We start from the raw sequence: 26,446 nt of genomic DNA, 5'->3' as shown, positions 1-26,446 counted from the left end.
AGGGCTAGGCTAAGTGGTGGATAATCTGCTTTATCTGCGCTATTGATAAAGCCAACGGGGTGTCTGGAGACTCCCAAGGTAGTATGTAGTAATCCCTTGGGTATAAGGTATCTAAATATAATTATTAAAAATTAATCAACAAAATATATTGTAAAAATAATATTTAAAATTCTATTCAGATAGTCGATTCAGTTTCATAACTCAATAATAAGTTAGAAAAATTCAATCATAATTTCAAAATGGGTGAATGTCCATAAAATAATGGTGAACGTCGTATTTTGTGGGTTTTAGCTATAACTTCGTGCCTCATGGGAGATACAAATAACATGCGCCCCATTGGGGTTTTTGATAGTGGGATAGGCGGGCTGACCGTAGCGCAAGCCATCGTGGCCGAGCTGCCAAACGAAAAGTTAGTATACTTTGGCGATACGGCTCATTTGCCATATGGAGATAAGTCTACGGCGGCCATACAGGCATACGCCGTGAAGATTTGTGACCTGTTGCTGCGACAGCATTGTAAAGTGATTCTGATCGCCTGTAACTCTGCCTCAGCTGCCGCTTACGAACTCGTAAAGGAATATGTGGGCAGTAAAGCCCGCGTGCTGAATGTAATAGACCCCGTGGTAGAGCACATAGGCAAAACCTATGCTGGCAAAACGATCGGACTGATAGGAACGAAGCAAACTGTCAACTCCAACGTGTACCGCAAAAAGGTAGATGAACTGGATCTGGATATTACTCTGAAATCACACGCAACGCCTTTACTAGCCGCCATGATAGAAGAGGGCTTTTTCAATGATTCCATATCAGAGAGCGTGATTCATGCTTACCTTTCAGACCCGGACCTGCAAGGTATAGAGGCGCTCATACTAGGTTGTACGCATTACCCGCTCATCAAAAAACAGATCGAAAATTATTACCAGGGAAAGGTGGACGTGCTCGATGCCAGTCAGATTGTAGCGAAGCATGTCAGAAACTTTCTGGAGATGAATGGACTGGCTTCTCAGGAACTGCAAGGAGACCATGCGTTCTATGTCTCTGACTTTACCAGATCGTTCGAAGAAAGCACCCGTATTTTCTTTAAGCGTGAAGTACACCTGGAGCATTATCCACTATGGGAGTAAGGAAAGTTAGGAGTTGGGAAGTTAGAGAGTTTAGGAGTTAGATGGCAGCGACGTTACAATACAACGTCGTACCGTGCAGGTATAAATCAACTAACCGTAGTGACAGTTAGCGACCTGTTCAATCAAGCACGAACAAAATTTAACTGCTTAACAGTTTGCTCACCAATCCCGTGCTTCCAAAAATCCCGTAAAAAGAGTACCTTTATACAGCAACGGAGAAAATTTTATGAAAAAGCGATATTTGACCATTGGGGATTTTAAGCGCAATGCCTTTATTGTGGCAGCAGCAGCTACCCTTGGGCTGACTGGTTGTGATTCAAGCACGCAGACAAACGATGAATGGAATGCCGGGACAGAAGTGCCAGCCCCAGACGGCATTGTGACTGAACTGACTGAAGAGGCACCCGACCAGTGGAAGATCACTGACGAGCGTACCACCGCACCAGGCCAGAGTATGGCAATCCTAAAGTACAATGACGGTCGCGTGGATACACTGCAGGGTTTGGCGCTGGAAAATCAAATGCGTGACATTGCCCGAAATGAGCAACAATATAATCAAGGCGGCTTTGGACTTGGCAGTGTGCTGTGGTGGAGCGGTATGGGCTTTATGGCCGGTCGCATGATGTCACCAAGGCCTGCTTACTATGCCAACCCGGGTGTGATGAACAACACAGCCGCATGGCGTCAAAACGTGCAGACTTACCGGCAGCAATCCACTGCTCCGCGTTCTGGTCGTAGTGGCTACTTCCGTGGGCGTAGCGGTGGTGCAGGAGCTTAATCTGCCTTTAAGGAGAGCAATTGCTGCCTCGCAGAGAAGTCATACATCTAACAGGTATAGCGCAACACAAACCGAAAGCCTTTACCTTAGTTTGAAGGTATTAGTATAAGCCACTCTGCTTGTGCCGATACCTTTTTTCGCGTTTTCACCCTATTATAGCAGAGCATCCCATGTTAGAAAATTCTAAAACGAATATACAGGTAAAACCTCACAAGGGTGATGTAGAGAAAGCCGTACGCGGTCTGGGCTGGGAGTGGTGCGTGGAAGATGGCTGCGCCAATTACGTGCCCGGCGAGGCGGTAGTGATTACGGAAGACGAAGCTGAGGAACTGCTTGACGCGGCCAGTTCGCTTTACGACATGATGGTACAGGCCATACCGAGCGACCTTCCGGACGGTTTCCTGCAAGTGCTGGGTATACCGGAGAACCTGTGGCAGCTGGTGCGCCTTTCCTGGAATGACGATCGCCAGGTGCACCTGTATGGCCGCTTTGACCTGGCCATGACCCCGGACGGACCAAAGATGCTGGAGTTTAATGCCGATACTGCCACTTCCATACCTGAAACTGCTGTTGTGCAATGGGCAAGCTTGGCTGCCGCCGGGAAAAACGACGCGCTGCAGTACTCAGGCTTATACGAAGCCTTAGTAGAGCAACTTAAGGTATGGCGTGAACGCAACGAAGATTTAGCACCTGCCTTGTTGGTCACCTATATTGGAGCCAGCGCTGAAGACGAAGCCAATTGCTCTGTAATAGCACAGGCTGCGACAGAAGCGGGTTTTGATGCTCATCTTTGTCCGATAGAGGACGTGAATTTTACAACAGAGGGCGAAGAAAAAGGCGTATGGGCACAAGTAGAATCGGAGCAATGGCGGCACTTTCCGTTCCTGTTCAAGCTGCTGCCGTGGGAGCAAATCGCCTGGGAAGAGCCCGAATTACTACAGGCTCTGACCTTGCTAGCCCGCTCCCGCACCGTTACGATTGCCAACCCCGCCTATACCTTGCTGTTTCAGAGTAAAGGCATGCTGGCCTGGCTTTGGAAAGCTTTTCCATACCACCCACTATTGCTGGAGGCAGACATAGAACCCCTGACGGGCAAGTACATCAAGAAGCCATATTTCGGCCGTGAAGGGCAGAGTGTGGAAGTGGTAGACCGCGGCCGTGTAACTAAAGTGCGTGGCGAGTATGACAAACAGCAGCAGGTATACCAGCGCTGGTGTGAACTTCCTGAGGACAACAATGGGTATCAATACCAAGCCGGTGTATTTTGGTCTGGGGAAGGAGCAGCCATTGGTTTCCGTCGCGAAAAGGGTATTATCACAAACCTTTCACAGTTTGTGCCGCATCTTATTGAAGGGTAAAGTTAGATAAAACTGAAAAGGTATAGCTATGTCAATAGATTCAGAAAAGGACCTGCAAGGTATAACAAAGGTAAGTGTGGCGGTCGCCCTGACCCTTAAGCAAATGCGCGAGCATGCAAAAGCAGGTATGACGACAAAGGAACTGGACGACTTTGGTTATAAAATACTGCAGTCTTACGGTGCTCAGTCGGCACCGAAGATCACCTATGATTTTCCCGGCTATACCTGTATCAGCATCAACAACGAGGCTGCCCATGGCATACCGTCAGAGAAAACCGTTTTGAAAGAAGGTGACTTAGTGAACATTGATGTGTCTGCTGAACTAGACGGCTATTACGCAGATAACGGTGGTTCTTTTATTTTGGGAGATGACATCCATGGCCTGGGCAAGTTGGTCGATGCATCTGTTTCGGCGCTGCACAAGGCATTGAGGGAAATTAAAGGAGGAAAGAAAATAGCCGAAATTGGTCGTATAATAGAGACAGAAGCAAAGAAAAACGGCTTTAAAGTGATTAAGAACCTGGTTGGTCATGGTGTAGGGCGTAGCCTGCACGAAGAACCACACGAGATTCCCTGTTTCTATGACAAGCACGAGACCCGCAGGTTCCGCAAAAATACGGTAGTGGCAGTCGAAACTTTTATCTCGACTAAAGGAAGCTATGTGCATGAGAAAGGTGATGGTTGGACATTGCTGGCTGATGCCGGAGCTTATGTTGCACAGCACGAGCATACCATTTTGATAACAGACGGAGAGCCGATCATCCTGACAGCCGCTAACGGTATATAAGTGGTTTTACTGGGAAGCAAGTCTGTCTCACTAGCACATTAGCACATTAAAAACTACCTTTGCCCCTTCATCCACACGAAACGCTTATGCTTGCCTTTCTGCTGACACTTATGCTATTGCTGGGTATCGTCATTGTGTTGGCGTATGCGGAGCGCAAGGTGGCTGCTTTTATGCAAGATCGACTGGGACCTACAGAAGCCGGACCTTACGGATCGCTACAGTCGGTTCTGGATGTCGTGAAACTGTTGCAGAAAGAAGATATTGTGCCTGCCGCTGCAGATAAGAAGCTTTTCAAACTGGCGCCTATATTGATCTTTGCCGCTGTGTTCGCTGGCTTTGCTGTTATACCTTTTACGCCTAACCTCATACCTGCTGGCATCGGTATAGGCGTGTTCTACCTGCTTGCTATTATCTCACTGGATGTAGTAGGTTTGCTGATGGCAGGATGGGGTTCTAATAACAAGTACGCCATGTTGGGTGCCATGCGTTCCGTTGCTCAGATCGTGTCTTATGAAATACCGGCCGGACTAGCCATTCTTTCTGTTGTAATGATCTGCCAGTCGCTCGATTTTCAGGAGATCAGTTATCAGCAAGGTATACTGCTAAACCGTTTCCCCGGACTTGAGTTTGAGACCAACTGGCTGTTCGGTATTGAGGCACTCGGTATAAACACGACAAATATTGGCGGCATCACAACCTGGAACATCTTCAGAGCTCCGCTTCTGTTAGTAGCTTTTGTGATCTACTTTATTGCCTCCCTAGCTGAGAGTAACAGGGCGCCTTTTGATATACCGGAGGCGGAATCAGAACTTGTAGCAGGCTTTCATGTGGAGTACTCGGGTTTCCGGTTTGCGGTGTTGTTTCTGGCAGAATATAGCATGATGGTACTGGTAAGCTTGGTAGCGGTCATTCTCTTTCTCGGGAGTTGGAACACACCTTTACCTAACCTAACGGCGCTGAAGTTTGCCAATTGGACAACTGGTACGGTAGGGGAGATATCAGGCATATTGTGGGGAGGTTTCTGGCTATTGAGTAAGACCTTCGTGTTGCTTTTCCTGCAATTGCAAATCCGCTGGACCTACCCTCGCCTCCGAGTAGACCAACTCATGCACCTATGCTGGAAAGTGTTGACGCCGATCGCACTTGGACTGGTGTTGCTGGCTGGCATCTGGCGGTTGTTAATGATTTGAGTTTAAGAGTCGGAGAGGTTAGGGTTTTTAGAGATAAATAGTTGTTTCAAGGTATAAGTCAAATACCTAATAAGTTAGAATATCATAGAGAGTATTAAGTTGTTAATTGCTCTCTTTAAAGGGATAAGTGATTTCTGCTTATGCCTATATTATCACAGAGATGGAAAAATCGTCCGTTAGATATAAAACTGGGTTTTGGGAGGTGGTAAAGTCACTCTTGAGTGGCTTACGGCTGACCTGGCAGCATTTCCGTAATGCGGACAAGCGGCGTGCGCCGGTGCCAGTAATGGACAAAAACTATTTTAATCAGCCAGAAGGCCTCGTGACGCTCACCTATCCTTACGAAGCTATACCTGTTCCTGATAATGGCCGCTACCGACTTCACAACGAAATTGACGACTGCATTGTGTGCGACCTTTGCGCCAAAATATGCCCGGTAAACTGCATCACGATCGAGTCGGTGAAGGCAACCGAGGAAATTGGGATGACGTCTGACGGTACTAAAAAGCGTCTGTATGCACCTGTGTTTGATATTGACATGGCCAAGTGCTGCTACTGCGGTCTGTGCACGACTGTCTGCCCAACCGACTGCCTGACCATGACGCCGGTGTATGATTTTGCGGAAGTTGACATCAAGAATATGATCTATCACTTCACAGATCTCACACCTGAAGAAGCTGAAGAGAAAAAGCATTTGCTAGCTAAACAACAGGAAGAAATGGCCGCAGCCAAAGCAGCAGCCTTAGCCGCCCGCAAGCAGTAGAGTTGATTTAAAGAGAATGATGACCGTTAATTGATCCTGATAAAGATGTTGTTCTACATTTTCGCTTCGGTAGCTATACTTTCTGGAACCTACATGGTGCTGACACGCAACCTGCTGTATGCCGGCTTTTCACTGTTGCTCACTTTGCTGAGTGTGGCTGCTATATATGTACTGCTCTTCGCCGATTTTGTAGCTGTTACCCAATTGATGGTTTACGTGGGAGGTGTACTGGTGCTGATTCTGTTTGGCATCATGCTGAGTAGCCGGGTGCACGACAAGTCTGTAATGTCAGAAAATGTGAATGTGGGTTGGGGGATGACTATCTCACTTCTTACCCTAATCGGGTTGAGTTATACCATTTGGCAAGCTGGCTTCAGTTCCCTGCCCTGGTTACAGCAGGCGGATACCGATGTTCTGGCTGGCCAGAAAAGCACGGTGCAGCATATAGGTATAAAATTAATGACCGATTTTGTATTACCCTTCGAAATAGCCTCACTACTATTGCTTATTGCCCTGATGGGAGCAGCCTACATCGCCACAGACAAACAAAAAATATAATGCTGACCCAAATACCGCTCGAACATATATTGCTCCTAAGCGCTGCCCTTTTCACAATAGGCGTCCTGGCTGTCATTACCAAACGCCACGCAGTAGTCGTATTAATGGGTATAGAGTTAATCTTTAACGCCGCCAACCTGAATCTCGTCGCCTTAAGCCGTCACGATCCACAGATGATGCAAGGACAGATGTTCTCCCTATTCGTTATCCTGGTTGCCGCCGCCGAAGCGGCCGTTGCTTTAGCGATTGTGCTCAGGGTGTACCAGCATTTCAAGACCGCCAATCTTAATCAGATTGTTAGTAAAGAGGGGTAACAATTTCAAACAGTTACATGCACTTTAACTAGCAAAGTGTGTATAAACACTTTAACAAGACGACTCCATTGTAAAATACCTCCGAAATAAATTGGAGTATAAGTATAGGAGCAACTGTATCGACAAAATTCCACATACTCCAGCCATGGGAAGGCACACCAATAACTAAACACAGCAAAATAAGAAATGCCTTAGAATGACTTAAGTAATCGTCTAATTGTTTATTAACATATATAGTTGTGGTTAGAATCATACTAGGCAAAATTTCTGATAATGTTTGTTTTGGTATAAACAATAATATAGCAAACGTGGAAGAAGTCCATAGGAATACCCATCGTCCATAATCCCAGCCAAGTATAAAAAGTGGGATAACAGCGATTAATTGTATTATCAGTACACTAGCTAAGTTTGTCCTATCTACACTTGAACTAGGTTTATATGATAGTATTTTAAAATTCAGGTAATTAATATTAATAATAATAAAGTAAACAGCACTTACAATAAGCATCCAAGCAAAAGGAGCATATATATCAAAATCGAAATTCTTTAGAGTTTTTCCAAAATAGCTAAGGCCTTCTGTCAATGTCCATGAAATTCCATCAACAGCTGCTGGCGGCTGTATATGCCCTCCTTGTTCTATAGGGAATCTTACATCTTTCCATGATTCCCATATGTTGGATGCAATAGCAGGTGAACCTTTGAAATAAATTACACTAAAGAAAACTGTGATAGCTGGTAATAATTGTAGAAGTGTAGTGATGCAACTATGATAAGAAAAAGATGAATGATCAGTATTTAGTCTTAAATTCTTATGATATAGAAATAAAGCCAACAATGGTAAGCCAAAAAATGCAATAGATTCGTGAATCAGAATTCCTATTATTAATACTAAGTTTACTAAGACTATAGCTTGTTTCCCTCTTTTAGTTATCAGATGTAATGTCAGAATAAATAATAGTAGCTCTATTATATCTTTTCTTACCCAAAAGTCATTAATGATTGGATTTCCAAGGAAGAAAACAAAAGGCAGTGTAAATATCGGGTATCCATTTCTGATGAAGGACCTTGTGAAATAATACAATAAAAATAGGTAAGCAGTTAAGCTTAGAGAAATGATAGTGTAATAGGGGCTGATTGTTATATTTTGAGTTATTAAGTGTAAAATTTCACCTAATAAGCCTCTTCTTACATATCCACCTTGGTAATTGATTAGGAATTCTGTGATGTGCCAGCTTTCTTTTTCATAGCCGTTCCTTAAACTTTCAAATAGTTTAAATGCTAGAGCAAGTATAAATAAGAAATAAAATAGATTAACTAACCGAACCCTTTTCATTTTATTGCTTTGATAAGCCTGGATTTAGTAAGGCTTCAATGTCTTTAAGCCATGCTCTAAGCAAACTTATTTCAGCTGAATCCATAATGCCGAGCTCAACAAGTTTAGTATAGCAGATAAGCATATTTTCAGGAATTTGGCTCACTCCATCTTTTAATGTTAAATTTTTCAAGCAATTGAAAATCTTATCGTTAGTGATATAACCGCTAATTTCATCTTTGAAATCATTCATTAAGTTATGAATATTTCGTTCTTGGCGAACAGTGCAGTTATGAAATAAGATGGTCCACCCACAGGTCCACGCAATCCGTTGCGCCACAAAAGACCGCCAGATATCTGTCATTCTGAAACTGCAATAAGAGGGTAGATATAACAAAGGAAATGCTTCTTTAAACCAAGTTGTGTTTTGGCTATTGAAGGGGCAAAAAGTGTTTATACCAAGTGCTATATTTTGAGACATTTCAAAATAAACAGGCAAAGGCATTGTGAGTCTATAAATCGCGTCCACGTCAGGATTTTCATCTGCTAAGCCTTGTTGTATAGGGCTTTTTACTGAAGTGATTTTGCCAATTTCTGGCAGAGGCGCATGTAAATGTTCTAATGCAAATCCTCTTGGCCAAATATTTATATTAGTGAAATAGCGATAAACATTCGTCCAGCCTGTATTTTCTAAAAGGTGAGCTTCAGCCTCAATTGACCTATCATCCCAGAAAGACGCGAGGGGTATGTTGTCGTCATCTGTTTCAATTATAATTTCTGCCCCCCTTTCAATAGCTAATAAATAACCAAGATTCTTCCTGGAGTAATGACCAATAGGCAATTTATCAGACAAGCTGAAAGGAAGCCTGGCTTGAGCATCTAGTGAATAGAAATCACAACCTTCTAATATGAATTCTTTAGGGCTGGATTTGTCGCCGATTATAATCAATGGCACTTGATGATTTATGGCTCTCGCTGCTATTTTTTTTAAAACAGGGTGATGTTCGTCAGCAATAGAAGTAATCACAATGAAAGTATTATCCATTTAAATGAAGTAAGAGGAAAACCTAATTTGACGAATTGAACATATAATGTCTTATTTAATAGCTGGAGCTTTAAGTACTATCCTTTTGAATGTGTAATAGAACAGTACATAAATAGAGTTTAAAATAGCTTTCTTAGAAACTCTGGGTGATGGGGTTTTGTATTGAATTGGCACTTCAATAAACTGGGTTTTACGCAACAGGTAACGAAGCTCTGTTTGGTAAAAATGAGCTTGTGATAATAAGTTGTAAGCTAAAAACTTTTTCACTATTTCAAGACTGAATCCTTGAAACCCAGAAGTCATGTCATGCATTTTTGTGCCTAGCAAAAGATTAGAAAGCATGGTGCCACCTTTTGATAAAAATGTTCTCTGCCAAGTTGAATCTATAATAGCACCTCCATTTATAAACCTACTTCCGAAAACACAATCATAACCATTAACTAATGCTGATAGAAATTTAGGAATTATGTGAGGGTCATGAGACAGTCCAGCATCCATTTCTATTATATAATCATGTGCTGCTTCGGCTGCGGCCTTATAGCCGCTTATATAGGCATCAACAACATTCTTGGAATTGGGCGCCCATACAGTTATAAATCTAGTGTCGGTTGAGGACAAATGCTGGCATAATTGTAAAGTCCTATCCTTTGACGCTTTGTCCACGATGAAGTAAGCCTTACCGCATTCTTGCTTATTTAATACTTCCTTCAAGACATTTACAAAAGGATAAAAGTCTTGCTCTTCATTAGCCATTGGAATGATGATGGCAAAATTGTACTTCATTAAATTTAATGGAAGGCGTGAGTTATAGTACTTGTCAGGTTAATGGGCGAATTTAAGATAATAATTCTTATTGATTCAGATTTACTGCAAGTGTAGCACTAAATGTCACCATTGTAGGTTGTCTAAATTGTCGTTTGTATGAATGGTATAAGAATAAGCGGAAGTTAATCAACGCATATTCTTTTTAAAGCATTATTGAACTTTCACAAAATGCTAAGAGTTAGTGTAAATATTTTCTGACGGAATAGTTTTACTATAGGTATTTACAACTTTACTTTTAGCCAATAACATGAAAAGGTTTTGTACCCGTACTGCAAAGTTTGCAGTGCTGGGAGTGCTGTGCACTGCAGCTGGCTTTGCTATGCCTGCTCAAGCACAAACAATAGAGATGGGTAGTTTTGTAACGACCTACGCACAAGATTTTAATACGTTGCCGCGCACTGGAACACAGGCGGAATTGGGAGTTAATGCATTTATCCCGGATGGTTGGGCCGTTCACCGATCTACTTCAAGCAACGTCATTTTGGTAAACAACGGGTCCAACAACACAGGTGGTCTTTACAGTTACGGTCACACGAATGCAACCGACCGAGCACTTGGTGCTTTGACCGCATCAGGCGTTGAAATAACATACAATCTTCTTTTGCAAAATACTTCTGGCCGAACGATTACCGCACTGGACTTAAGTTATGTTGCAGAGCAATGGCGTTCCGGAAGTGCCAATACAGATGTTCAACGATTGCTCTTTGCCTATGCCATTGCCGAGTACCCCTCTAGTTTTGATGTCACAGTTAAGCTGAGCACACCAGGCTGGACCACAGTGCCTTCCCTTCAGTTTAATAGTCCTGTAATTAAACGAACAGCAGGTCATGTGGACGGTAATGCAGCTGAAAACCGAAAAGAATTTTCTTATACCTTGCCCGAAGTGATACCAGATGGATACTATGTGATGTTACGCTGGTACGACCCGGATGAGCTGCATCAAGACCATGGCTTGGCAATTGACGATGTGAAAGTGACATGGAATTTACAGCCAGACTACATCCCGCTGCCAGTTGAACTGACCAAATTCACGGCGCAGACAAAAGGAAAAACAGTTGATTTAAACTGGACAACAGCTTCTGAACAAGATAGCCGCCATTTCGAAATAGAGCGTAGCGCTGATGCGAGAAATTTTAAAACATTAGGTATTGTAAATGCGCAGGGCACTACGAGTCTGACCACAAACTATACTTTTCATGACCGAGAGCCATTGATTGGCACATCCTATTACCGACTCAAGCAAGTAGATGAAGACCTGACCTATACCTACACAAATATAATTGCAGTATCTAATCAACAAGCTAAGGCTGCCTCTGTATACCCTACGCTCGCACAACAGGAGCTAAGAGTTGAATTGCCGCTTGCTCACTTAACTTACAACGTAGCTGTCTACGACAAGATGGGGCGCATCGTAATGCACCGAAGTCTGAAAGGCTATACCCACTCGCTGGATGTCAGTCGCTTGGGTCATGGAAATTATACATTAGTACTTTCTAATGATATGGGAGAGCGGCAGGCATTAAGATTTCTGAAGAAATAAAGCTATACCTGACAAGGTACAGGTATACGGAATGATGCGAGCATAAAATTAGAAGGGCCAGCTACTAGTAGCAGGCCCTTCTAATTTTATAAAATACTGTTTAGTTAAACAGAGAAACTGTCGCCGCAACCGCAGGTACGGGAAGCATTCGGGTTGTTGAAATAAAATCCCTTGCCGTTCAGGCCATCCGAGAAGTCGAGTTCGGTGCCGGCCAGGTATAGGAAGCTCTTCATGTCAACCACAACCTTTATACCCTTATCCTCAAACTCCTGATCCATCGGCTTCACTTCGTCATCGAAGTCAAGGTTGTAGGAGAGCCCGGAACAACCGCCTCCGGCTACAGATGCGCGCAGGCGAAAGGTATCGTCGAGCTGAGCGTCTTGCTTCAACTTCAATACTTTCTCTTTTGCTTTATCTGATACTGTTATCATAACAATTCTTTTTTAAGATACCGGATTCAGCACCACACTGAAAACAGTAATCGTGTTCATGTCGCGTCCAAAGTATAGCTTGTCAAGAGCCTCGTACATGTTGCGAGCACGGAAATAGGAGGTGTTCAGTTCCTTGTCTCCACGTGCCATCCACTGTACTGTATAAGGGCTCTCTTTCTCCTTATAGCTTTGCACATAGCCTAGCATTTTACGGAGTGCATCCACTTTGTCATACCCTATTTCCGTGTGGAACAGGAAGGACTGATGATGACGCGGGTTTACCGTAATCAGATCCAGACGGACTTTGCTGTCCATTTGTCTGAATTCAAAAAGCAGACTGTCACCGCTTAAGCCTAAGTGGTTTTCAATCTGCTTTTGAATGCGTGCACTTTCTACGTGCACCTCGGTCGTTGACTCCATTCGTGAGTCCAGGTCTTAGTGGTGTGACTTAGGCATTTCCAAAGCTGGAAGGCCATTCTTTACTCTGTAGTCGTTGATAGCAGACTTGATGGCATCCTCAGCCAATACAGAGCAGTGAATCTTCACCGGAGGTAATGCCAGTTCTTCTACGATGTCCATGTTGTCGATGGCCAGAGCCTCGTCAACAGACTTGCCTTTCAGCCACTCAGTTGCTAGCGAAGAAGAAGCGATAGCAGAACCACAACCGAAAGTCTTGAACTTCGCGTCAGTGATGATCTGGTTTTCGTCTACTTCAATCTGGAGGCGCATTACGTCACCGCACTCAGGCGCACCTACTAGGCCAGTACCTACGCTGTTTTTCGCTTTGTCAAGCGTACCTACGTTGCGTGGGTTGTTATAATGATCGATTACTTTATCTGAATAAGCCATGGCTATTTATGTTTACTTTTGTTACTGATTAACGGGAATGAATATTTAAGCAATATTCATTCCTAATTATAATTTAGATCTTAGTGTTCTGCCCACTCAATAGAGTTCAGGTCGATGCCCTCTTTAAACATTTCCCAAAGTGGGGACATCTCACGTAGTTTGGCAACAGCCTCTTTCACGTGGTCGATGGCGTAGTCTACTTCTTCGTCAGTAGTGAAGCGGCTCAAACCAAAACGCAATGAAGAGTGTGCAAGGTCGTCACTTAATCCTAACGCTTTTAGTACGTAAGAAGGTTCTAAAGAGGCTGATGTACAGGCAGATCCCGAAGAAACGGCGATATCTTTCACGCCCATCATCAGGCCTTCGCCCTCTACATACTTAAAGGAAATGTTAGAAACGTGTGGCAGACGGTGCTCACGCGAACCGTTAACATAAGACTCCTCAATTGTCAGAAGCTCTTTCTCCAACCGGTCACGCATAGCTGAAAGGCGGGCCGTATCAGCTTCCATTTCTTGCTTGGCTAGTTCGCAGGCTTTGCCCAGGCCAACTATACCTGTTACGTTAAGCGTACCAGAACGCATGCCACGCTCGTGACCGCCACCGTCCATTTGGGCAGTTACTTTCACACGCGGGTTCTTGCGGCGTACGTACAGCGCGCCAACACCTTTTGGACCGTACATCTTGTGGCCAGAGAAAGCCATCAGGTCAATGCCGTCAGCTTCTACATCCACCGGAATCTTACCTACTGCCTGCGTTGCGTCTGTGAAGAACAGCACACCATGCTTTTTAGCAATAGCAGAGATCTCGCGGATCGGCTGAATTACACCCACTTCGTTGTTGCCATACATGATCGAGATCAGAATGGTCTTGTCTGTGATGGATTCCTCCAGTTGCTTCAGGTCGATCAGACCTTCTGCGTTCACAGGCAGGTAGGTTACTTTGCCACCGATTTTCTCAATGTGCTTACAAGTATCCAGTACCGCTTTGTGCTCTGTGGTAGCCGTAATGATGTGGTTACCTTTAGAGGCGTACATCTCAAACACACCTTTTATAGCCAGGTTGTCTGACTCAGTAGCGCCTGAAGTGAAGATGATCTCTTTTGGAGAACAGTTAATAAGTGAGGCGATTTGCTCACGTGCATAGTCAACAGCCTCCTCTGCATGCCATCCGAACGCGTGGTTACGGGAAGCGGCGTTACCAAACTTACCTGTGAAGTATGGCATCATGGCCTCCAGCACACGTGGATCCATGGGCGTAGTGGCGTTGTTGTCTAAGTATATCGGAAATGTTAGCATATCACTATTTTTTATCTCTTTTTGTCCTGTCTGATTAACAGTTGTGAGAAATTATTAGTTTTGAATTCCCTGCAAAATTAACAAAAAAAGGTTACTTAGACTAATTACAAATTGAAAATGGTAAACGTAGAACATATAGGTATAGCGGTTAAAAATTTCAGTGAGGCAAATGCCCTGTATTTTAAACTACTGGGTGTGGAGCCCTACAAAACAGAGTTTGTGGAGTCAGAGGCTGTAAACACCTCATTCTTCAGGGTTGGAGGCACTAAAATAGAGCTTTTGGAAGGCGCAACACCTGATAGTGCCATCAGTAAGTTTATTGAAAAGCGCGGTGAAGGAATACATCACATCGCTTTTGAGGTGAAAGATATATTGGCTGAAATGGAGCGGTTGAAAAACGAGGGCTTCACGCTATTGAATGATAAACCTAAAAAAGGCGCTGATAACAAGCTGGTTTGCTTTGTGCACCCCAAAAGTGCCAACGGCGTGCTGATTGAACTGACGCAGGAGATTAAGTAAATGGTGAATTGACTGCACCACCCACCGCCATTTAACAATCAAACAATTTAACCATCAAAGAGATGAAACACTTTCTGAAAGAGATACAGGCGGCAGAAGATGAACTGCTGATTGGCAATGTAATCTTATACCCGACAGATACGGTGTGGGGGATAGGCTGTGATGCCGAAAGTGCCGCTGCCGTTAAAAAGATTTTCAAAATCAAAGAGCGCGAAGAATCAAAGTCGATGATCGTGTTGGTAAACAGCGTGGAGATGCTTCGCCGCTATGTACAGGATGTGCCCAAGGATTTCGAAAAGCTTGTGGAGACCCAGGAGAGGCCAACAACGTTTGTGCTGTCAGGTGCTCAAAACCTGCCGGAGGAGTTGATCGCATCGGATGGCAGCATTGGTATTAGGGTTGTGAAAGAAGAGTTTTGCCATCGCCTGATGCTACAGATAGGACGTCCAATCGTATCGACCTCAGCCAACGTGAGCGGCGAACCCTCCCCGAAAGCTTTTCGGGAGGTTTCCGATACGATCAAGGAACGGGTTGACTACATAGTGCAATGGCGACAAGACGAAGAAGTGGAGTCACGTCCGTCACGCATCATCAAAATCGATGAAAACGGTAAACAGACTATCATTAGAGAATAAGATCAGGATCAGGTATAAGCAATGTTACGCTGTGCGCTATACCTGAGATTTAGAGCCGTATTCGATTTTTTGACCACGCTCTGAATTTATCTCATTATTTTTGTGCCTCGGGTGTGCGGTTCAGTACAGCCCGAGGTTTTGATTTTTCTGAATGGATACAATAAAATTACCAGAGCACCCCATATTCGATACAGTGGCTGCGGCAGCCGCTGAGGTAGGTGTAGACGCTTATGTGATTGGGGGCTTTGTGCGTGATTTGGTCTTGAAAAGACCCTCTAAAGATATTGACGTGGTATGCGTAGGTAATGGCATCGAACTCGCTGAGCGTGTATCGCATAAATTGCCTCACAAACCGAAAGTGTCGGTCTTCAAGAATTTTGGAACGGCCATGCTGCGCTCTGACGAGTGGGAAGTAGAATTTGTGGGCGCCCGCAAAGAGTCATACCTGGAGCACTCCCGCAAGCCTGAAGTAGAGACAGGCACTCTCGAAGATGACCTCAAGCGTCGTGACTTTACTATCAATGCCTTAGGTATAAGTCTGAATGAGGGCACCTACGGTCAACTGATTGATCGCTTCGAAGGAATAAAAGATATGAAGCGCAAGATCATCCGTACACCGCTGGCGCCGGGGATCACCTTCTCCGACGACCCACTTCGCATGATGCGGGCCATTCGTTTCGCCTCTCAGCTCAATTTCGACATTGCTCCTGAAACCTTCGATGCGATCATTGACAACAAGGAGCGCATCAAGATTGTGTCGCAGGAGCGCATCACCGACGAACTAAATAAAATTGTGCTTTCACCGAAGCCTTCCTATGGCTTCAAGTTGCTTTTTGCATCAGGCCTCCTGCAATTGATATTTCCTAAAATGGCAGAATTGCAGGGTGTGGATACTATCAAGGGTAACTCACATAAAGATAACTTCTACCATACCTTGCAAGTGTTGGACAATGTGGCCGAGGTAACCGATGACCTTTGGCTCCGCTGGTCAGCCATCATGCACGATATTGCCAAACCTGACACCAAGCGTTACCACGAAAAAGTGGGCTGGACCTTTCATGGTCACGAAGAGCGCGGCGCCCGTATGGTGCCCAAGTTGTTCAAAGACCTGAAACTGCCTCTGAATGACCACATGAAGTTTGTGCAGAAGCTGGTACGCCTGCACCTTCGGCCTATTGCGCTGGTGAAAGACACCGTCACGGACTCAGCCATACGCAGACTTCTGTTTGAAGCAGGTGATGATATTGATGCACTGATGAAGCTGTGTCGTGCCGATATCACTTCTAAAAACGATAGCAAAGTAAAACGCTACCTTCAGAACTTCGATAAAGTGGAGAAGCGACTCGTAGAGGTAGAAGAAAGCGATAAACTGCGCAACTTCCAACCGGTTATTACGGGTGAGATCATCATGGAGACTTTTGACCTAAAGCCGTCGAAAACAGTAGGAGAGTTAAAGGAGTTACTGACAGAGGCGATACTGGAAGGAACTGTTAAAAACGAGTTTGGCGAAGCCTTCGCTTTCCTCCTCAAGAAGGGGGAAGAGTTGGGACTTCGCCAGGTAAACTCACCAAACAACTAAACTAACAAAACACTCAGGTATAGAACCTGCAAGTCGGTATAAAGTTTTATTTTGTACTAAGAGCAGGTATAGAAAGGGATAAGCAAATAAGCTTATCCCTTTTTTTGTAGACTTGTTACAGGCGGGATATCTTGCTGGCGCCCGCCACATCAGTCACCACGTTACTTGGGTTGCCTCTGTAGCGCACTTTGCTGGCGCCTGCAGCATTGGCGCGAAGCGTGTTCGTGGCATGTACATCGGCAGAGCAAGCACCTACTGCATCAATCTCCACTGTGTTGGCTACCAGTCTGGTGGCGTCCATCTTGCTGGCTCCCGCAATTTCCATATCCACATCGTCTGCACGACCTGTAAATGTGCTTTTAGAGGCTCCGGCGATATCGGCTTTTAGTCTGCTTACATTTACATCCACAAAAGCCTGCGTAGCGCCAGTCAAACCCAGAGTGAGGCTATTGGCTTTTATGTGGCCGATATCGGCTTTAATGGCGCCGCTCAGATCAAGGCTTCGCAATTCAGGTACTGTAATCTGAATCAGCACTGTCTTCTGCCTTTCGAAAAGCTTAATAGTTCTGTCTTCGTGCTCAACAACCAGTTCATTGCCGTCCTTCCTGATTTCAAGCTTTTTTAAGTCATCTGCGTTACCGCTGGCTGTTACGCTATAGTTGCTGCCTTGCGTAATCTGTACATGGTATGCACCGTTCACCGTAATCGCATCGAAGTCACTGAAATCGTAGGTCTGTTTGTTGGAACTGTACTCGGCTTCGTTCATCAGCACACTACCGCCGGAACCCATTGTTGCGGCTGCATTGTAAGTGAAATCGCTTTCAGCTACGTCAAGCGTGTCCGATGCGCAGGTGATGCAGCTAAGTAGGTTGCCCTTTACCTGCCAAAGGTTGCGCAGGGTTTTTTCGCGGCTGTACTCTTCCTCAAAAGCGCTGCTTGGTACCATGCGCAGGAAGTTGTTGGTCAGGCGTAGTTGCTTATCCTGCGGTATCATCAGGGTCACATCCATACGCTGGCTGCGATAAGCTGCCCCAGATGCAAACTCAAAGCCATCGTCGAAACGGAGCGTAGAGTCGTTTTGCACTACACGGTAAGTAACCATGCGGGCATTTTCCTGTGCTTCGGCTTCGGTTTTGCCCTTCGCCTGCATACGTTGCTGCACTTCCAGATTAGAACCTCCATGTCCCTGCACATCAAAATAGATGCGGTTTTCATAAGAAGAGTTCGTGTTATACCCGTCCAGTGTAATAGTTGAGTACGGACCAACCGGGAACGACTGTGAAGTAATCACTTCTCCTGAGCGACGGTAGTTCTCAGCATGCGCCGCGATGAAAGCGATCATGGTGAACAAGCTGATCAGCCAGATGCCGAACAATGACCAGCCTACCAATGGACGCATGAAAAAGCGCTTCGCCAGGAGGCCGATGGATAACAAGATCAGAAATAGGATAGGGATAAGACCTACAAAAAAACCTGCCACCAATCCGAGCCGGGGAAAGCCCTCCAGAAGAACGGAGGCCGGAAAATCACCCATCATGAACGCTGTGTCATTATCAACTATGCCCAAAGACACAAACAGGGAGGTAAAAAGAGCCACTGTAAGGGCTAAGGAGATCATCAGAAGCGTAATGCCAGCAGCTACTCTGATCAGTGTAATCAGAACGGCCAATATAGGTCCCAGTGCTCTGCCCAGCCAGTTGATTACCTGTGAAATAAGGCGGAATGGTAGTAGCAGTACCTTGGCAGCAGTGCTTTCCTCCCCATTATGGTCCTTTATGTTGAGGTTCTCCTTAAGTGAATGCTCAATACTTGCCAGCGTAACCGGGTTTCCCTGCATCTGCATACGCTCTGTAAGGGTGGCTGCCTCTGGGACAGCTACCCAGAGGATGATGTAAGCCAGCAAACCAAAACCGCCTGCGAAGATCAAGGCAAGGAAAAGAATGCGAACAACTGCCACATCCACACCGAAGTACTTCGCAATACCGCTTGCCACGCCAGCCAGTTTCTTGTCAGCCGGGTCCCGGAACAGTTTCTTCACTGTAATCTCAGGCAACGAGTAGTTTACAGGCAGTGCGATCCAGAGGATGATATAAAGGATCAATCCAAATGAACCCGAGATGCCATCAGTAAGAGGCGTGCCTATTACCAGGAAAACGAAGATCAGGCGGATCCAAACAGGGTCTACGTTCAGGTAGTTAGCTATACCTGCTGATACACCACTGATTACTTTGCGAGTAACGTCGCGATACAGGCGTCTTGGGCCAGCTGTGGTGGCTGCTGCTGCAGCGCCTCCAGCCTCGGCATATTCCGGTTCAGGAGCACCAGCTCGGTACGCTTGTCTGGCATGAGGCATTTCCTCTTCCATTGGCTCCAGTATTTCGAAGTCAGTTACATCACCCATCTGAGTGATCAGCGCCTGCACATCCTCCATTGTAATAACCTGTTTGCCAGGAGAAAGGCGCATAGAAAAGATCTCCGCGATACGTGCTTCAATGTCAGCTACAATCTCCTCGTGCCCTTCATAGCTTGAGAAGTACTGTCTGATCGAAGTAAGATAGCGGCTAAGTTGCTCATACCCATCTTCCTCAATGTGGAAGATGATGCCTTGCAGATTAATGTTTATGTTCTTTTTCATGATTGCTGCGCTTTCTTGTTTTGGATGATGAATTCGGTGGAAGCTACCAGTTCGCCCCATGTGTCCCGGAGTTGTTCCAGAAATGAGCGACCGGTCTCGGTCAGTGTGTAATACTTGCGGGGTGGCCCTGAGGTAGATTCGACCCAACTATAGTCGAGAAGCCCCGCGTTCTTGAGGCGAGTAAGCAGGGGATACAAAGTACCCTCCACTACTATCATCTTGGCAGCTGTCAGCTCCTCCAACATATCGGATGCATATACCTCACCACGAGCGATAATCTCCAGTATGCAGAATTCCAGAATTCCCTTCCGCATCTGCACTTGTGTGTTTTCTACTTTCATGATGATTCCGTTTAATGTTGAAGCAAAGTTATTAAAAGGTACTATGTAAAACAAGGTACTGTTTAAAAATAATTACGAATCTTTTTTCAAAGGGTTTAAGTGGCAGTTAATTGTGGATAAAAATGATTATTTTTGGATGCGAAAAAATGTCGTTTAAAATCAACTTATTCGGCTTTTAGAGTGTTAGCAGGCAAAACTGCATCCATTGAAGAGGGTAAAAATATGCCCCAAAATTTTTTTGAAGTCCATTAAAGCCTATTTGAGACTGTAGTCTTGTGCCTATGACCAGATTTACCCTTTCAGTTTTATTATTAATGCTATGCTTGGTCAGCGGTGTTGCCCAGGCGCAGGTGGCTACTCCTAAGTATAGCAATGAGTTTTTAAATATTGGCGTGGGGGCTAGGGCCCTGGGTATGGGCAATGTACAGGTAGCCATAGCTGACGATGCTACTGCCGGTTTTTGGAATCCGGCAGGCTTACTGCAGCTGCGCAACAAGTATAACATCGCACTGATGCACTCTGAGCTATTCGCCGGTATCGCCAAAAACGATTTTGGTAGCTTCGCTATGCCGCTTGACTCGAGTAGTGCACTAGCCGTTTCCGTTATTCGTCTCGGCGTGGACGACATTGTGGATACCCGCCGCTTACAGAATGAGTACGGCTATATCCAGTACGACAGCATCCGTTTCTTTTCAGTCGCCGATTATGCCATGTTGCTTTCTTATGCACGCAAGAGCAACCTGATCGAGGGGCTACAGTTGGGCGTAAATGCAAAGATTATCTATAGAAATGTAGGGGAATTTGCCAACGCCTGGGGTTTTGGCTTTGATGCAGGTGCTCAATTACGTCGTGGTACCTGGCAGTTTGGTGTAATGGCCAAAGATGTGACTACCACCTTCACCGCCTGGACCCACAACGTAGAAGCATTAGAAGAAACCTACCTGCAAACTGGTAATGACCTGCCTGAGAGCACGGCCGAACTTACCCTGCCCCGTCTTGTGCTGGGAGCTGCTAAGAACTTCACATTCACCGATAAGATTACAGGTATACTTGCCACCGATATCGATTTCACTTTTGACGGAAAGCGCAACGTGCTGCTAAAGTCAGACTTTGCCTCTGTAGATCCACATGTAGGGATGGAGTTGGCTTATGCCCAGACAGTATTTATTCGTGGTGGCATTAACAACTACCAGCAGTTCCGAAACTTTAATGGAAGCATGTCCTCTAAAGTACAGCCTAACTTTGGGGTAGGCTTTGAGAACAACGGGTTGAATATCGACTTAGCCATGTCACGTGTGAATGGTAACGATGGTAATACAGCCAACGCGAATGGACATTACTCCATTATCATCTCGCTAGGTTATTCTTTTAATTAAAAATTTACGGTTTCAAGTTTTACAGCCGATGAATATAAGTAGACTCATAAAGCAATTCCTGTTTGTATGCACCTTTTTGTTAGGCCTGCAGTCTGTGGCGCTTGCCCAGTCTCCGACACCCTACGGCAACGAATGGATTGATTACAACAAAACCTACTACAAGCTGAAAGTTGTTAACACAGGACTGCACCGCTTGAGCCACGGCTTTCTGGACAGCCTCGGACTGGCAGGGACCAACCCACAGCACTTCCAGCTTTTCAGAAGAGGTAAGGAAGTAGCTATTCACGTAGCCGGCGAAGCCGACGGTAGATTGGATACTCAAGACTTCATCGAATTTTACGGTGAGCGAAACGACGGTAGGTTAGATCAAGATCTTTATAAGAACCCGGCGCATCAGCCACATCAGTTATATAGTCTTTACACTGATACCGCAGCTTATTTTCTGACCATAAATCCTGCAGGCGGCAAGCGGATGCAGCAGGTGAATCCTTCACCTGCGGGAAAGACGCCGGAGCCGTATCATTTGCAAAAGGTGGCGCATCATTTTGTGGATAGGTACTATTATGGTAAGAAGCACGGTACAATCAATGCGCTACTAGCCTGGATGGATGAGGGCGAGGGATATACATCAGTAGCTGCCAGGGTGGCAAAAAACTATGACATTCCTAAAATTACGAGTGCTGAAGCAACAGGGCCTAAACCAAGTTTTGAAGCAGTAGTTGGAGGTGTTAACGCTAATTTGCATGCAGGCGCCCTAAATGTTGTTACCCCATCAGGCGCAATTAGACAGCTGACCCGCTTTGAGATAACAGGAGATAGCTTCCAAAAAGTGAAAGGCAATCTTGAGAATGCAGATATTTATACAGACGGTAAAATTAGATTCCAGACATTGCCTGATGCCACTCCGTCGAATGATGTAACGTTGTCTTATGTAACGGTAACATTTGCCCGAAAGAATATTTTAACCGGAAACTCTTTAGTATTTCATACAGACTCTACACGCTCAGATAATCCTTATTACCTCTTTAATGGCACTGAAGCTAATACAGTGGCATATGATGTCTCTGATCCTTACAATCCTATTCGTATAGAAGGCCATGTTAGTGGAGAACTCAAAGGAGTTGTAATTCCTACACAAAACAAAACTCATAAGGTTCTACTCGCAAAAACTAATAAAGCATTTAAGGCAGCTGGGAAAACGGAGACCATGCGTTTCCGGAACATTGACGCAAGTGCTCACAACTACATTATTCTCACGAATAAAAGATTAATGAAGCCTGCAGGATCATCACGACCAGCACCGGTTGAGTATGCCGCCTATAGAGCTTCTGCAGCTGGTGGAGGTTATGATACTCTAATTGTGCATATTGATCAAATTGCGAATCAATTTCACTATGGCGAATTTTCATCTAATGCTGTTCGCAAGTTTATGTCCTTTATGCTTACCTCAGATCGGGAAAAGCAGCTATTCATTATCGGAAAAGGACTTAAGTATGCTTGGGAAGATTATAGAAGTATACATAACAATAAGTATAGCTTTTACCACATAGGAGACCGGCATCCTAAAGTCCATGAGATGGACTTAGTACCTACAGGAATGATTCCTTCCTCTGATGTATTCTTTTCCTCTGACTTTCGAAATAACAGGTACGAGCCCCGAGTTCCGACAGGGCGTTTGTCTGCTACAACACCTGAAAACATAATTGCTTATCTAAATAAAGTCAAAGAGCATGAAGCTCTGCCAGATGGCTTAGCGTGGAGAAAAAATATTCTACAGCTTGGTGGAGGAGCAAACGAGATACAGCAAAATCAATATGCGAATTGGTTAACAAATTACAGGCGTATTGCTGAAGGTCCGCTATTGGGAGCCAATGTAATTGAAAAATACAGAAGAGATTTTAGAGATTATACGACATACATCAATGTTTCTGATGAAGTGAATGCTGGCTTGTCACTACTTACTTTTTTTGGACATAGTGCTATAGATGTGACTGACATTGAAATAGGTTTCGCGTCGTCTAATCTTAATGGTTATAGAAATAAAGGTAAGTACCCTGCTATTATAATGAATGGATGTTATAGCGGTGATGCATTTATTCATAACAAGATATCGTTTGGTGAAGACTGGTTAATTACACCTGATCGGGGTGCAATATCATTTATGGCGCAATCCTACATTGGCGGTGATGGGCCATTGAATGAATTTTCAAATAGATTCTATCAAATTGCTTTTACTGATAATCAGTATTATGGACGTACAATTGGTGATGTTCATAAAGAAACTATTAGAAGGTATATCACATCGAGTTCCCTTTATCAAAGAGGAGATCATGTAGCTACCATGACACAAATGGTGCTTCAGGGAGATCCTGCAGTTAGATTATATACTCCAAGCAAACCTGATTATGCTTTTGCAAATAACGCTGCTACAGTTAAGGATCAAGCCGGTGAAACTGCGATTGCCCTCTCTGAGAAGTTTGTACTTAGTGTGAATACCATTAACCTCGGGAAAGCTATCAATGATTCAGTTAGCATTGGTGTAAAACGTATTCTACCCAATGGCACTGCACAAGATCCTGTTTCAATCAAGGTTAAGCCTATTTACTACAAAGAGAAGTTTGAGTTATCGATTCCTAACACTGACTCAACCGGGGCAGGTATGAACAGGTTTGAGATAACCCTTGATAACACAGGTCAAATTGATGAACTGAATGAAAGTAACAATGTACTGGTGATATCACATTTCTTGCCACGCTCAGGAATTTCATTATTGGCACCGATGAATTACTCAATCGTGAATAGTCCGAGTGTCAATTTGGTCGTTCAATCAACCCAACTAAGAGCTGAGCCTAAAGGAGTTTACTTTGAATTAGATACCACTTACAGCTTTACTTCAAGTATGAAATTAACCCACCGGGCAAGTCCTGGTGTGCTACCGGCATGGGAGGTGAATCTTCCAATTCAGAAGCCAGGCGCCGACAGTACTGTTTTCTTTTGGCGAGCTCGATTTGACCAATTTGAGCAGGGAGAAGATACTGTCTGGGTAAATGGTTCTTTCAGGTATATGAAGGGCAATGAGGAAGGGTGGTCGCAGAGCCATGCTGGTCAGTATATGGAAGCAGAGATGGATGGACTTCGTTTGAATGCTCAAGACAAAATCGAGTTCAGCCCTGTTACAAAAAACTTTGAAATTAGAACAGTTGGAGGTGATGAGAGGTTTGATATGCCCCCACATGGGATTTATATAAATGGGGTATCCGAAATTGACGCAGCTTGTGGTAATTTCAAAGCTTCATCCGTACCCAGAATGTTTTTCTTTGTGCTTGATAGTAAGAACCTGAATCACGTAACAGTTCCGGGATTCTCACCTTGTAGATTCATGTGGAATCTTTACCAATTTGGGGATCTTAACAATCCAACGATTAGAGCAAATATGCTGCGTTTTTTGGATGCCATTCCTGAAGGGCAATATGTGGTCGGTGTTACTGTTAATAAGGTTCCTTTTGATTTATTTACTCCAGAATTGAAAGCTGCTTTCAGTAAAATAGGGTCTAAATTAATCGATAATATAAAAACAGGCTACCCATTAGCCATCATAGGTCAAAAAGGTGCTGCTATCGGGACCATTCAAGAATTAGGAGCCGATTTAAGTAGTGATATACCTCCGACAGCACAAGGGATTGCTCTCCGTTACTTGATGGAAACAACTAACACCCAAGGCTCCATCACCTCAACTACTATAGGACCTGCCCTGAGCTGGGGTAGCTTGCACCATAATATAGAGAAGTACAAGTCAGGCGACGATAAATACAAACTGAGCGTGTATGGTCTTGATGAGGAAGGTAATCGAGAATTACTAAATGATGCAGTGACATCAAAAATGTTTGACCTAAGCCAGGTAAGTGCTACAAAGTATCCATATTTACAATTGCAAGCTCAATTGACAGATATAGATGACCGAACGGCTCCACAGCTCAAACAATGGATGATTTATTATCAAGCAGCACCAGAAGGAGTAATACGGCCAGACTTAGTAAAAATAAGTGAGGAGATCATAACAGCACAGGCTGAGCGAGGTGCCATTAATGTACCGATGGCTTTCCAGAATGTCACGCCTTATGCTTTCCGAGACTCTATCACTGTGGAAGTAACCTTAACAGGGGAAGGGATAGAGCCAAGAATATCGCAGTTCAAAATTGAGGCGCTGGAGGGGAATAAAACGGCCATGTTCAATTATACTATGTCATCTCTTGAGCTTGATGGTAATTATAAACTGAGTATGTATGTGAATCCGCGCTTGCAGCCGGAACAGCAGTATCAAAACAACATTTACGAAGTGAACTTTGCTGTAAAGTCAAAGCTTCATCCGATAATGGACGTAGCCTTTGATGGCGTGCACATCATGGATGGAGAACTTGTAGCGCCAAGCCCGCTTATTAGTATTACTGTAAAGGACGAAAACAGGCATATTTACCTAGAGAACGCAAATGCAATGGAGGTGTACTTAACTAACAATGCAACCAACGTATCGGTAGATGTAAAAGAGACTGCGAAGTCAAGCGAGTTGCGCGTTTTCCCAGCTGACGATAAGAATGATTTTCGATTTGAGTATAAACCAGAACATTTAGAAAATGGTATCTACACTTTAGAAGTAAGGGGTAAGGACGTGACAGGTAAAGCCTCAGGGGTTTCGCCTTACCGAATCAACTTCGAAGTTGAAAATGAGTCGAAGATTACGAACTTCTACCCTTATCCGAACCCTTTTTCTTCGAAGACACAATTTATCTTCACCTTAACAGGCGGTGTGATTCCAACGGATTTTAAAATACAGATCATGACCGTGACAGGTAAAATTGTGAAGGAGATTATGCGAGAAGAAATAGGACCTATTCGAATTGGCAACAATAAGACAGAGTATGCCTGGGATGGTACTGATACCTTCGGCGATAAGCTGGCCAACGGGGTTTATTTGTACCGTGTGGTGATGCCAAAAGATACTGAGGAGATGAAGCACATCTGGAAGAAAGGTGATAAGGGCTTCGTGAATGGTTATGGCAAGATTTACATCCTGCGTTAAAGCCCATAGCATTTAATATTAATAATAAAAAGGAGCACCCAACAGTGCTCCTTTTTTGCGGCTATACCTTGCGGCTATACCTTGCGGCTATACCTTGCGGCTATACCTTGCGGCT

The 26,446-nt window shown here is 44.5% G+C and carries 23 protein-coding genes; 14 read left to right on the top strand and 9 right to left on the bottom strand.

The window, feature by feature from the left end; translation table 11 throughout:
* Nucleotides 1-308 precede the first annotated feature (308 nt).
* The 8 genes from murI to nuoK all read left to right on the top strand — a co-directional run bounded on the left by murI (nucleotide 309) and on the right by nuoK (nucleotide 6,872).
* The gene (murI, locus tag AC5FX6_RS21050; protein ID WP_493598935.1) at nucleotides 309-1,124 is read left to right on the top strand and encodes a glutamate racemase; all 816 of its coding nucleotides are present in this window, start codon (nucleotides 309-311) and stop codon (nucleotides 1,122-1,124) included.
* A 226-nt stretch (nucleotides 1,125-1,350) separates the two neighbouring features.
* A complete protein-coding gene (locus AC5FX6_RS21045) occupies nucleotides 1,351-1,902 on the top strand; it encodes a Cj0371 family chemotaxis-regulating polar lipoprotein (RefSeq protein ID WP_493598934.1) in 552 nt (183 codons plus the stop codon).
* A 170-nt stretch (nucleotides 1,903-2,072) separates the two neighbouring features.
* Nucleotides 2,073-3,260 (top strand): glutathionylspermidine synthase family protein, encoded by a 1,188-nt coding sequence (locus AC5FX6_RS21040; protein ID WP_493598933.1) that lies wholly within the window; start codon nucleotides 2,073-2,075, stop codon nucleotides 3,258-3,260.
* A 28-nt stretch (nucleotides 3,261-3,288) separates the two neighbouring features.
* Nucleotides 3,289-4,047: a type I methionyl aminopeptidase gene (gene map, locus AC5FX6_RS21035; RefSeq protein WP_493598932.1), complete on the top strand. Its 759-nt coding sequence runs from the start codon at nucleotides 3,289-3,291 to the stop codon at nucleotides 4,045-4,047.
* Between the two features lie 86 nt (nucleotides 4,048-4,133).
* On the top strand, nucleotides 4,134-5,237 hold the full coding sequence (locus tag AC5FX6_RS21030) for a complex I subunit 1/NuoH family protein (RefSeq protein WP_493598978.1): 1,104 nt from the start codon (nucleotides 4,134-4,136) through the stop codon (nucleotides 5,235-5,237).
* Between the two features lie 202 nt (nucleotides 5,238-5,439).
* Nucleotides 5,440-6,000 (top strand): 4Fe-4S binding protein, encoded by a 561-nt coding sequence (locus AC5FX6_RS21025; RefSeq protein ID WP_493598931.1) that lies wholly within the window; start codon nucleotides 5,440-5,442, stop codon nucleotides 5,998-6,000.
* Nucleotides 6,001-6,045: 45 nt separating this feature from the next.
* Nucleotides 6,046-6,558 carry an NADH-quinone oxidoreductase subunit J family protein gene (locus AC5FX6_RS21020; protein ID WP_493598930.1) on the top strand — a complete coding sequence of 171 codons (513 nt, stop codon included), beginning with the start codon at nucleotides 6,046-6,048 and terminating at the stop codon, nucleotides 6,556-6,558.
* Nucleotides 6,558-6,872, top strand: a complete 315-nt coding sequence (gene nuoK / locus AC5FX6_RS21015) for an NADH-quinone oxidoreductase subunit NuoK (protein WP_493598929.1) — start codon at nucleotides 6,558-6,560, stop codon at nucleotides 6,870-6,872. The genes AC5FX6_RS21020 and nuoK overlap by 1 nt, the downstream gene beginning before the upstream one ends.
* Before the next feature lie 28 nt (nucleotides 6,873-6,900).
* Here nuoK and AC5FX6_RS21010 read toward each other — a convergent pair whose 3' ends face one another.
* Genes AC5FX6_RS21010 through AC5FX6_RS21000 form a run of 3 tightly spaced genes read right to left on the bottom strand, consistent with a single transcriptional unit; the run spans nucleotide 6,901 to nucleotide 10,012 of the window.
* A complete protein-coding gene (locus tag AC5FX6_RS21010; protein ID WP_493598928.1) occupies nucleotides 6,901-8,205 on the bottom strand; it encodes a hypothetical protein in 1,305 nt (434 codons plus the stop codon).
* Nucleotide 8,206: 1 nt separating this feature from the next.
* Nucleotides 8,207-9,229 carry an STELLO glycosyltransferase family protein gene (locus tag AC5FX6_RS21005; protein ID WP_493598927.1) on the bottom strand — a complete coding sequence of 341 codons (1,023 nt, stop codon included), beginning with the start codon at nucleotides 9,227-9,229 and terminating at the stop codon, nucleotides 8,207-8,209.
* 51 nt (nucleotides 9,230-9,280) lie between these two features.
* Nucleotides 9,281-10,012 (bottom strand): glycosyltransferase, encoded by a 732-nt coding sequence (locus tag AC5FX6_RS21000; RefSeq protein WP_493598926.1) that lies wholly within the window; start codon nucleotides 10,010-10,012, stop codon nucleotides 9,281-9,283.
* A 289-nt stretch (nucleotides 10,013-10,301) separates the two neighbouring features.
* Between AC5FX6_RS21000 and AC5FX6_RS20995 the strand changes: the two genes are divergently transcribed.
* Complete coding sequence (locus tag AC5FX6_RS20995; RefSeq protein ID WP_493598925.1) at nucleotides 10,302-11,594, top strand: T9SS type A sorting domain-containing protein; 1,293 nt, start codon at nucleotides 10,302-10,304, stop codon at nucleotides 11,592-11,594.
* Nucleotides 11,595-11,698: 104 nt separating this feature from the next.
* Here the strand turns inward: AC5FX6_RS20995 and AC5FX6_RS20990 are convergent, their stop codons facing one another.
* The 4 genes from AC5FX6_RS20990 to AC5FX6_RS20975 form a co-directional block, all read right to left on the bottom strand.
* On the bottom strand, nucleotides 11,699-12,025 hold the full coding sequence (locus tag AC5FX6_RS20990) for a HesB/IscA family protein (protein ID WP_007656691.1): 327 nt from the start codon (nucleotides 12,023-12,025) through the stop codon (nucleotides 11,699-11,701).
* Nucleotides 12,026-12,037: 12 nt separating this feature from the next.
* Nucleotides 12,038-12,445 carry a hypothetical protein gene (locus AC5FX6_RS20985; RefSeq protein WP_493598924.1) on the bottom strand — a complete coding sequence of 136 codons (408 nt, stop codon included), beginning with the start codon at nucleotides 12,443-12,445 and terminating at the stop codon, nucleotides 12,038-12,040.
* A gap of 15 nt (nucleotides 12,446-12,460) precedes the next feature.
* Complete coding sequence (iscU, locus tag AC5FX6_RS20980) at nucleotides 12,461-12,874, bottom strand: Fe-S cluster assembly scaffold IscU (RefSeq protein WP_196116176.1); 414 nt, start codon at nucleotides 12,872-12,874, stop codon at nucleotides 12,461-12,463.
* Nucleotides 12,875-12,954: 80 nt separating this feature from the next.
* Nucleotides 12,955-14,169, bottom strand: coding sequence for an IscS subfamily cysteine desulfurase (locus tag AC5FX6_RS20975; protein ID WP_493598923.1), 1,215 nt, complete (start codon nucleotides 14,167-14,169; stop codon nucleotides 12,955-12,957).
* Between the two features lie 117 nt (nucleotides 14,170-14,286).
* Here AC5FX6_RS20975 and mce point away from each other — a divergent pair, with 117 nt between their 5' ends.
* From mce to AC5FX6_RS20960, 3 genes are all read left to right on the top strand, one after another.
* Nucleotides 14,287-14,688, top strand: coding sequence for a methylmalonyl-CoA epimerase (gene mce, locus AC5FX6_RS20970; protein ID WP_493598922.1), 402 nt, complete (start codon nucleotides 14,287-14,289; stop codon nucleotides 14,686-14,688).
* A 62-nt stretch (nucleotides 14,689-14,750) separates the two neighbouring features.
* Complete coding sequence (locus AC5FX6_RS20965; protein ID WP_493598921.1) at nucleotides 14,751-15,323, top strand: L-threonylcarbamoyladenylate synthase; 573 nt, start codon at nucleotides 14,751-14,753, stop codon at nucleotides 15,321-15,323.
* A gap of 151 nt (nucleotides 15,324-15,474) precedes the next feature.
* Nucleotides 15,475-16,902, top strand: a complete 1,428-nt coding sequence (locus tag AC5FX6_RS20960) for a CCA tRNA nucleotidyltransferase (RefSeq protein WP_493598920.1) — start codon at nucleotides 15,475-15,477, stop codon at nucleotides 16,900-16,902.
* Between the two features lie 115 nt (nucleotides 16,903-17,017).
* Here the strand turns inward: AC5FX6_RS20960 and AC5FX6_RS20955 are convergent, their stop codons facing one another.
* Together AC5FX6_RS20955 and AC5FX6_RS20950 are read right to left on the bottom strand one after the other, a co-directional pair.
* Entirely contained in the window at nucleotides 17,018-19,537 is a 2,520-nt protein-coding gene (locus tag AC5FX6_RS20955; RefSeq protein ID WP_493598919.1) for a GIN domain-containing protein, read from the bottom strand.
* Complete coding sequence (locus tag AC5FX6_RS20950; RefSeq protein WP_493598918.1) at nucleotides 19,534-19,878, bottom strand: PadR family transcriptional regulator; 345 nt, start codon at nucleotides 19,876-19,878, stop codon at nucleotides 19,534-19,536. The genes AC5FX6_RS20955 and AC5FX6_RS20950 overlap by 4 nt, the downstream gene beginning before the upstream one ends.
* A gap of 281 nt (nucleotides 19,879-20,159) precedes the next feature.
* Between AC5FX6_RS20950 and AC5FX6_RS20945 the strand changes: the two genes are divergently transcribed.
* Together AC5FX6_RS20945 and porU2 are read left to right on the top strand one after the other, a co-directional pair.
* Complete coding sequence (locus AC5FX6_RS20945) at nucleotides 20,160-21,254, top strand: putative type IX sorting system protein PorV2 (protein WP_493598917.1); 1,095 nt, start codon at nucleotides 20,160-20,162, stop codon at nucleotides 21,252-21,254.
* A 28-nt stretch (nucleotides 21,255-21,282) separates the two neighbouring features.
* Nucleotides 21,283-26,331, top strand: coding sequence for a putative type IX secretion system sortase PorU2 (gene porU2, locus AC5FX6_RS20940; RefSeq protein ID WP_493598916.1), 5,049 nt, complete (start codon nucleotides 21,283-21,285; stop codon nucleotides 26,329-26,331).
* Nucleotides 26,332-26,446: the final 115 nt, after the last annotated feature.

It is taken from the genome of Pontibacter sp. LHS2 (genome assembly GCF_058932845.1).
This window is presented reverse-complemented; position numbering and strand designations above follow the sequence as displayed.

Excerpts from the sequence above, each read along its gene's own strand:
- murI (WP_493598935.1), top strand. The coding sequence starts at position 309 with ATGGGAGATACAAATAACATGCGCCCCATTGGGGTTTTTGATAGTGGG.
- AC5FX6_RS21045 (WP_493598934.1), top strand. The coding sequence starts at position 1,351 with ATGAAAAAGCGATATTTGACCATTGGGGATTTTAAGCGCAATGCCTTT.
- AC5FX6_RS21040 (WP_493598933.1), top strand. The coding sequence starts at position 2,073 with ATGTTAGAAAATTCTAAAACGAATATACAGGTAAAACCTCACAAGGGT.
- map (WP_493598932.1), top strand. The coding sequence starts at position 3,289 with ATGTCAATAGATTCAGAAAAGGACCTGCAAGGTATAACAAAGGTAAGT.
- AC5FX6_RS21030 (WP_493598978.1), top strand. The coding sequence starts at position 4,134 with ATGCTTGCCTTTCTGCTGACACTTATGCTATTGCTGGGTATCGTCATT.
- AC5FX6_RS21020 (WP_493598930.1), top strand. The coding sequence starts at position 6,046 with ATGTTGTTCTACATTTTCGCTTCGGTAGCTATACTTTCTGGAACCTAC.
- nuoK (WP_493598929.1), top strand. The coding sequence starts at position 6,558 with ATGCTGACCCAAATACCGCTCGAACATATATTGCTCCTAAGCGCTGCC.
- AC5FX6_RS21010 (WP_493598928.1), bottom strand. The coding sequence starts at position 8,205 with ATGAAAAGGGTTCGGTTAGTTAATCTATTTTATTTCTTATTTATACTT.
- AC5FX6_RS21005 (WP_493598927.1), bottom strand. The coding sequence starts at position 9,229 with ATGGATAATACTTTCATTGTGATTACTTCTATTGCTGACGAACATCAC.
- AC5FX6_RS21000 (WP_493598926.1), bottom strand. The coding sequence starts at position 10,012 with ATGAAGTACAATTTTGCCATCATCATTCCAATGGCTAATGAAGAGCAA.
- AC5FX6_RS20995 (WP_493598925.1), top strand. The coding sequence starts at position 10,302 with ATGAAAAGGTTTTGTACCCGTACTGCAAAGTTTGCAGTGCTGGGAGTG.
- AC5FX6_RS20990 (WP_007656691.1), bottom strand. The coding sequence starts at position 12,025 with ATGATAACAGTATCAGATAAAGCAAAAGAGAAAGTATTGAAGTTGAAG.
- AC5FX6_RS20985 (WP_493598924.1), bottom strand. The coding sequence starts at position 12,445 with ATGGAGTCAACGACCGAGGTGCACGTAGAAAGTGCACGCATTCAAAAG.
- iscU (WP_196116176.1), bottom strand. The coding sequence starts at position 12,874 with ATGGCTTATTCAGATAAAGTAATCGATCATTATAACAACCCACGCAAC.
- AC5FX6_RS20975 (WP_493598923.1), bottom strand. The coding sequence starts at position 14,169 with ATGCTAACATTTCCGATATACTTAGACAACAACGCCACTACGCCCATG.
- mce (WP_493598922.1), top strand. The coding sequence starts at position 14,287 with ATGGTAAACGTAGAACATATAGGTATAGCGGTTAAAAATTTCAGTGAG.
- AC5FX6_RS20965 (WP_493598921.1), top strand. The coding sequence starts at position 14,751 with ATGAAACACTTTCTGAAAGAGATACAGGCGGCAGAAGATGAACTGCTG.
- AC5FX6_RS20960 (WP_493598920.1), top strand. The coding sequence starts at position 15,475 with ATGGATACAATAAAATTACCAGAGCACCCCATATTCGATACAGTGGCT.
- AC5FX6_RS20955 (WP_493598919.1), bottom strand. The coding sequence starts at position 19,537 with ATGAAAAAGAACATAAACATTAATCTGCAAGGCATCATCTTCCACATT.
- AC5FX6_RS20950 (WP_493598918.1), bottom strand. The coding sequence starts at position 19,878 with ATGAAAGTAGAAAACACACAAGTGCAGATGCGGAAGGGAATTCTGGAA.
- AC5FX6_RS20945 (WP_493598917.1), top strand. The coding sequence starts at position 20,160 with ATGACCAGATTTACCCTTTCAGTTTTATTATTAATGCTATGCTTGGTC.
- porU2 (WP_493598916.1), top strand. The coding sequence starts at position 21,283 with ATGAATATAAGTAGACTCATAAAGCAATTCCTGTTTGTATGCACCTTT.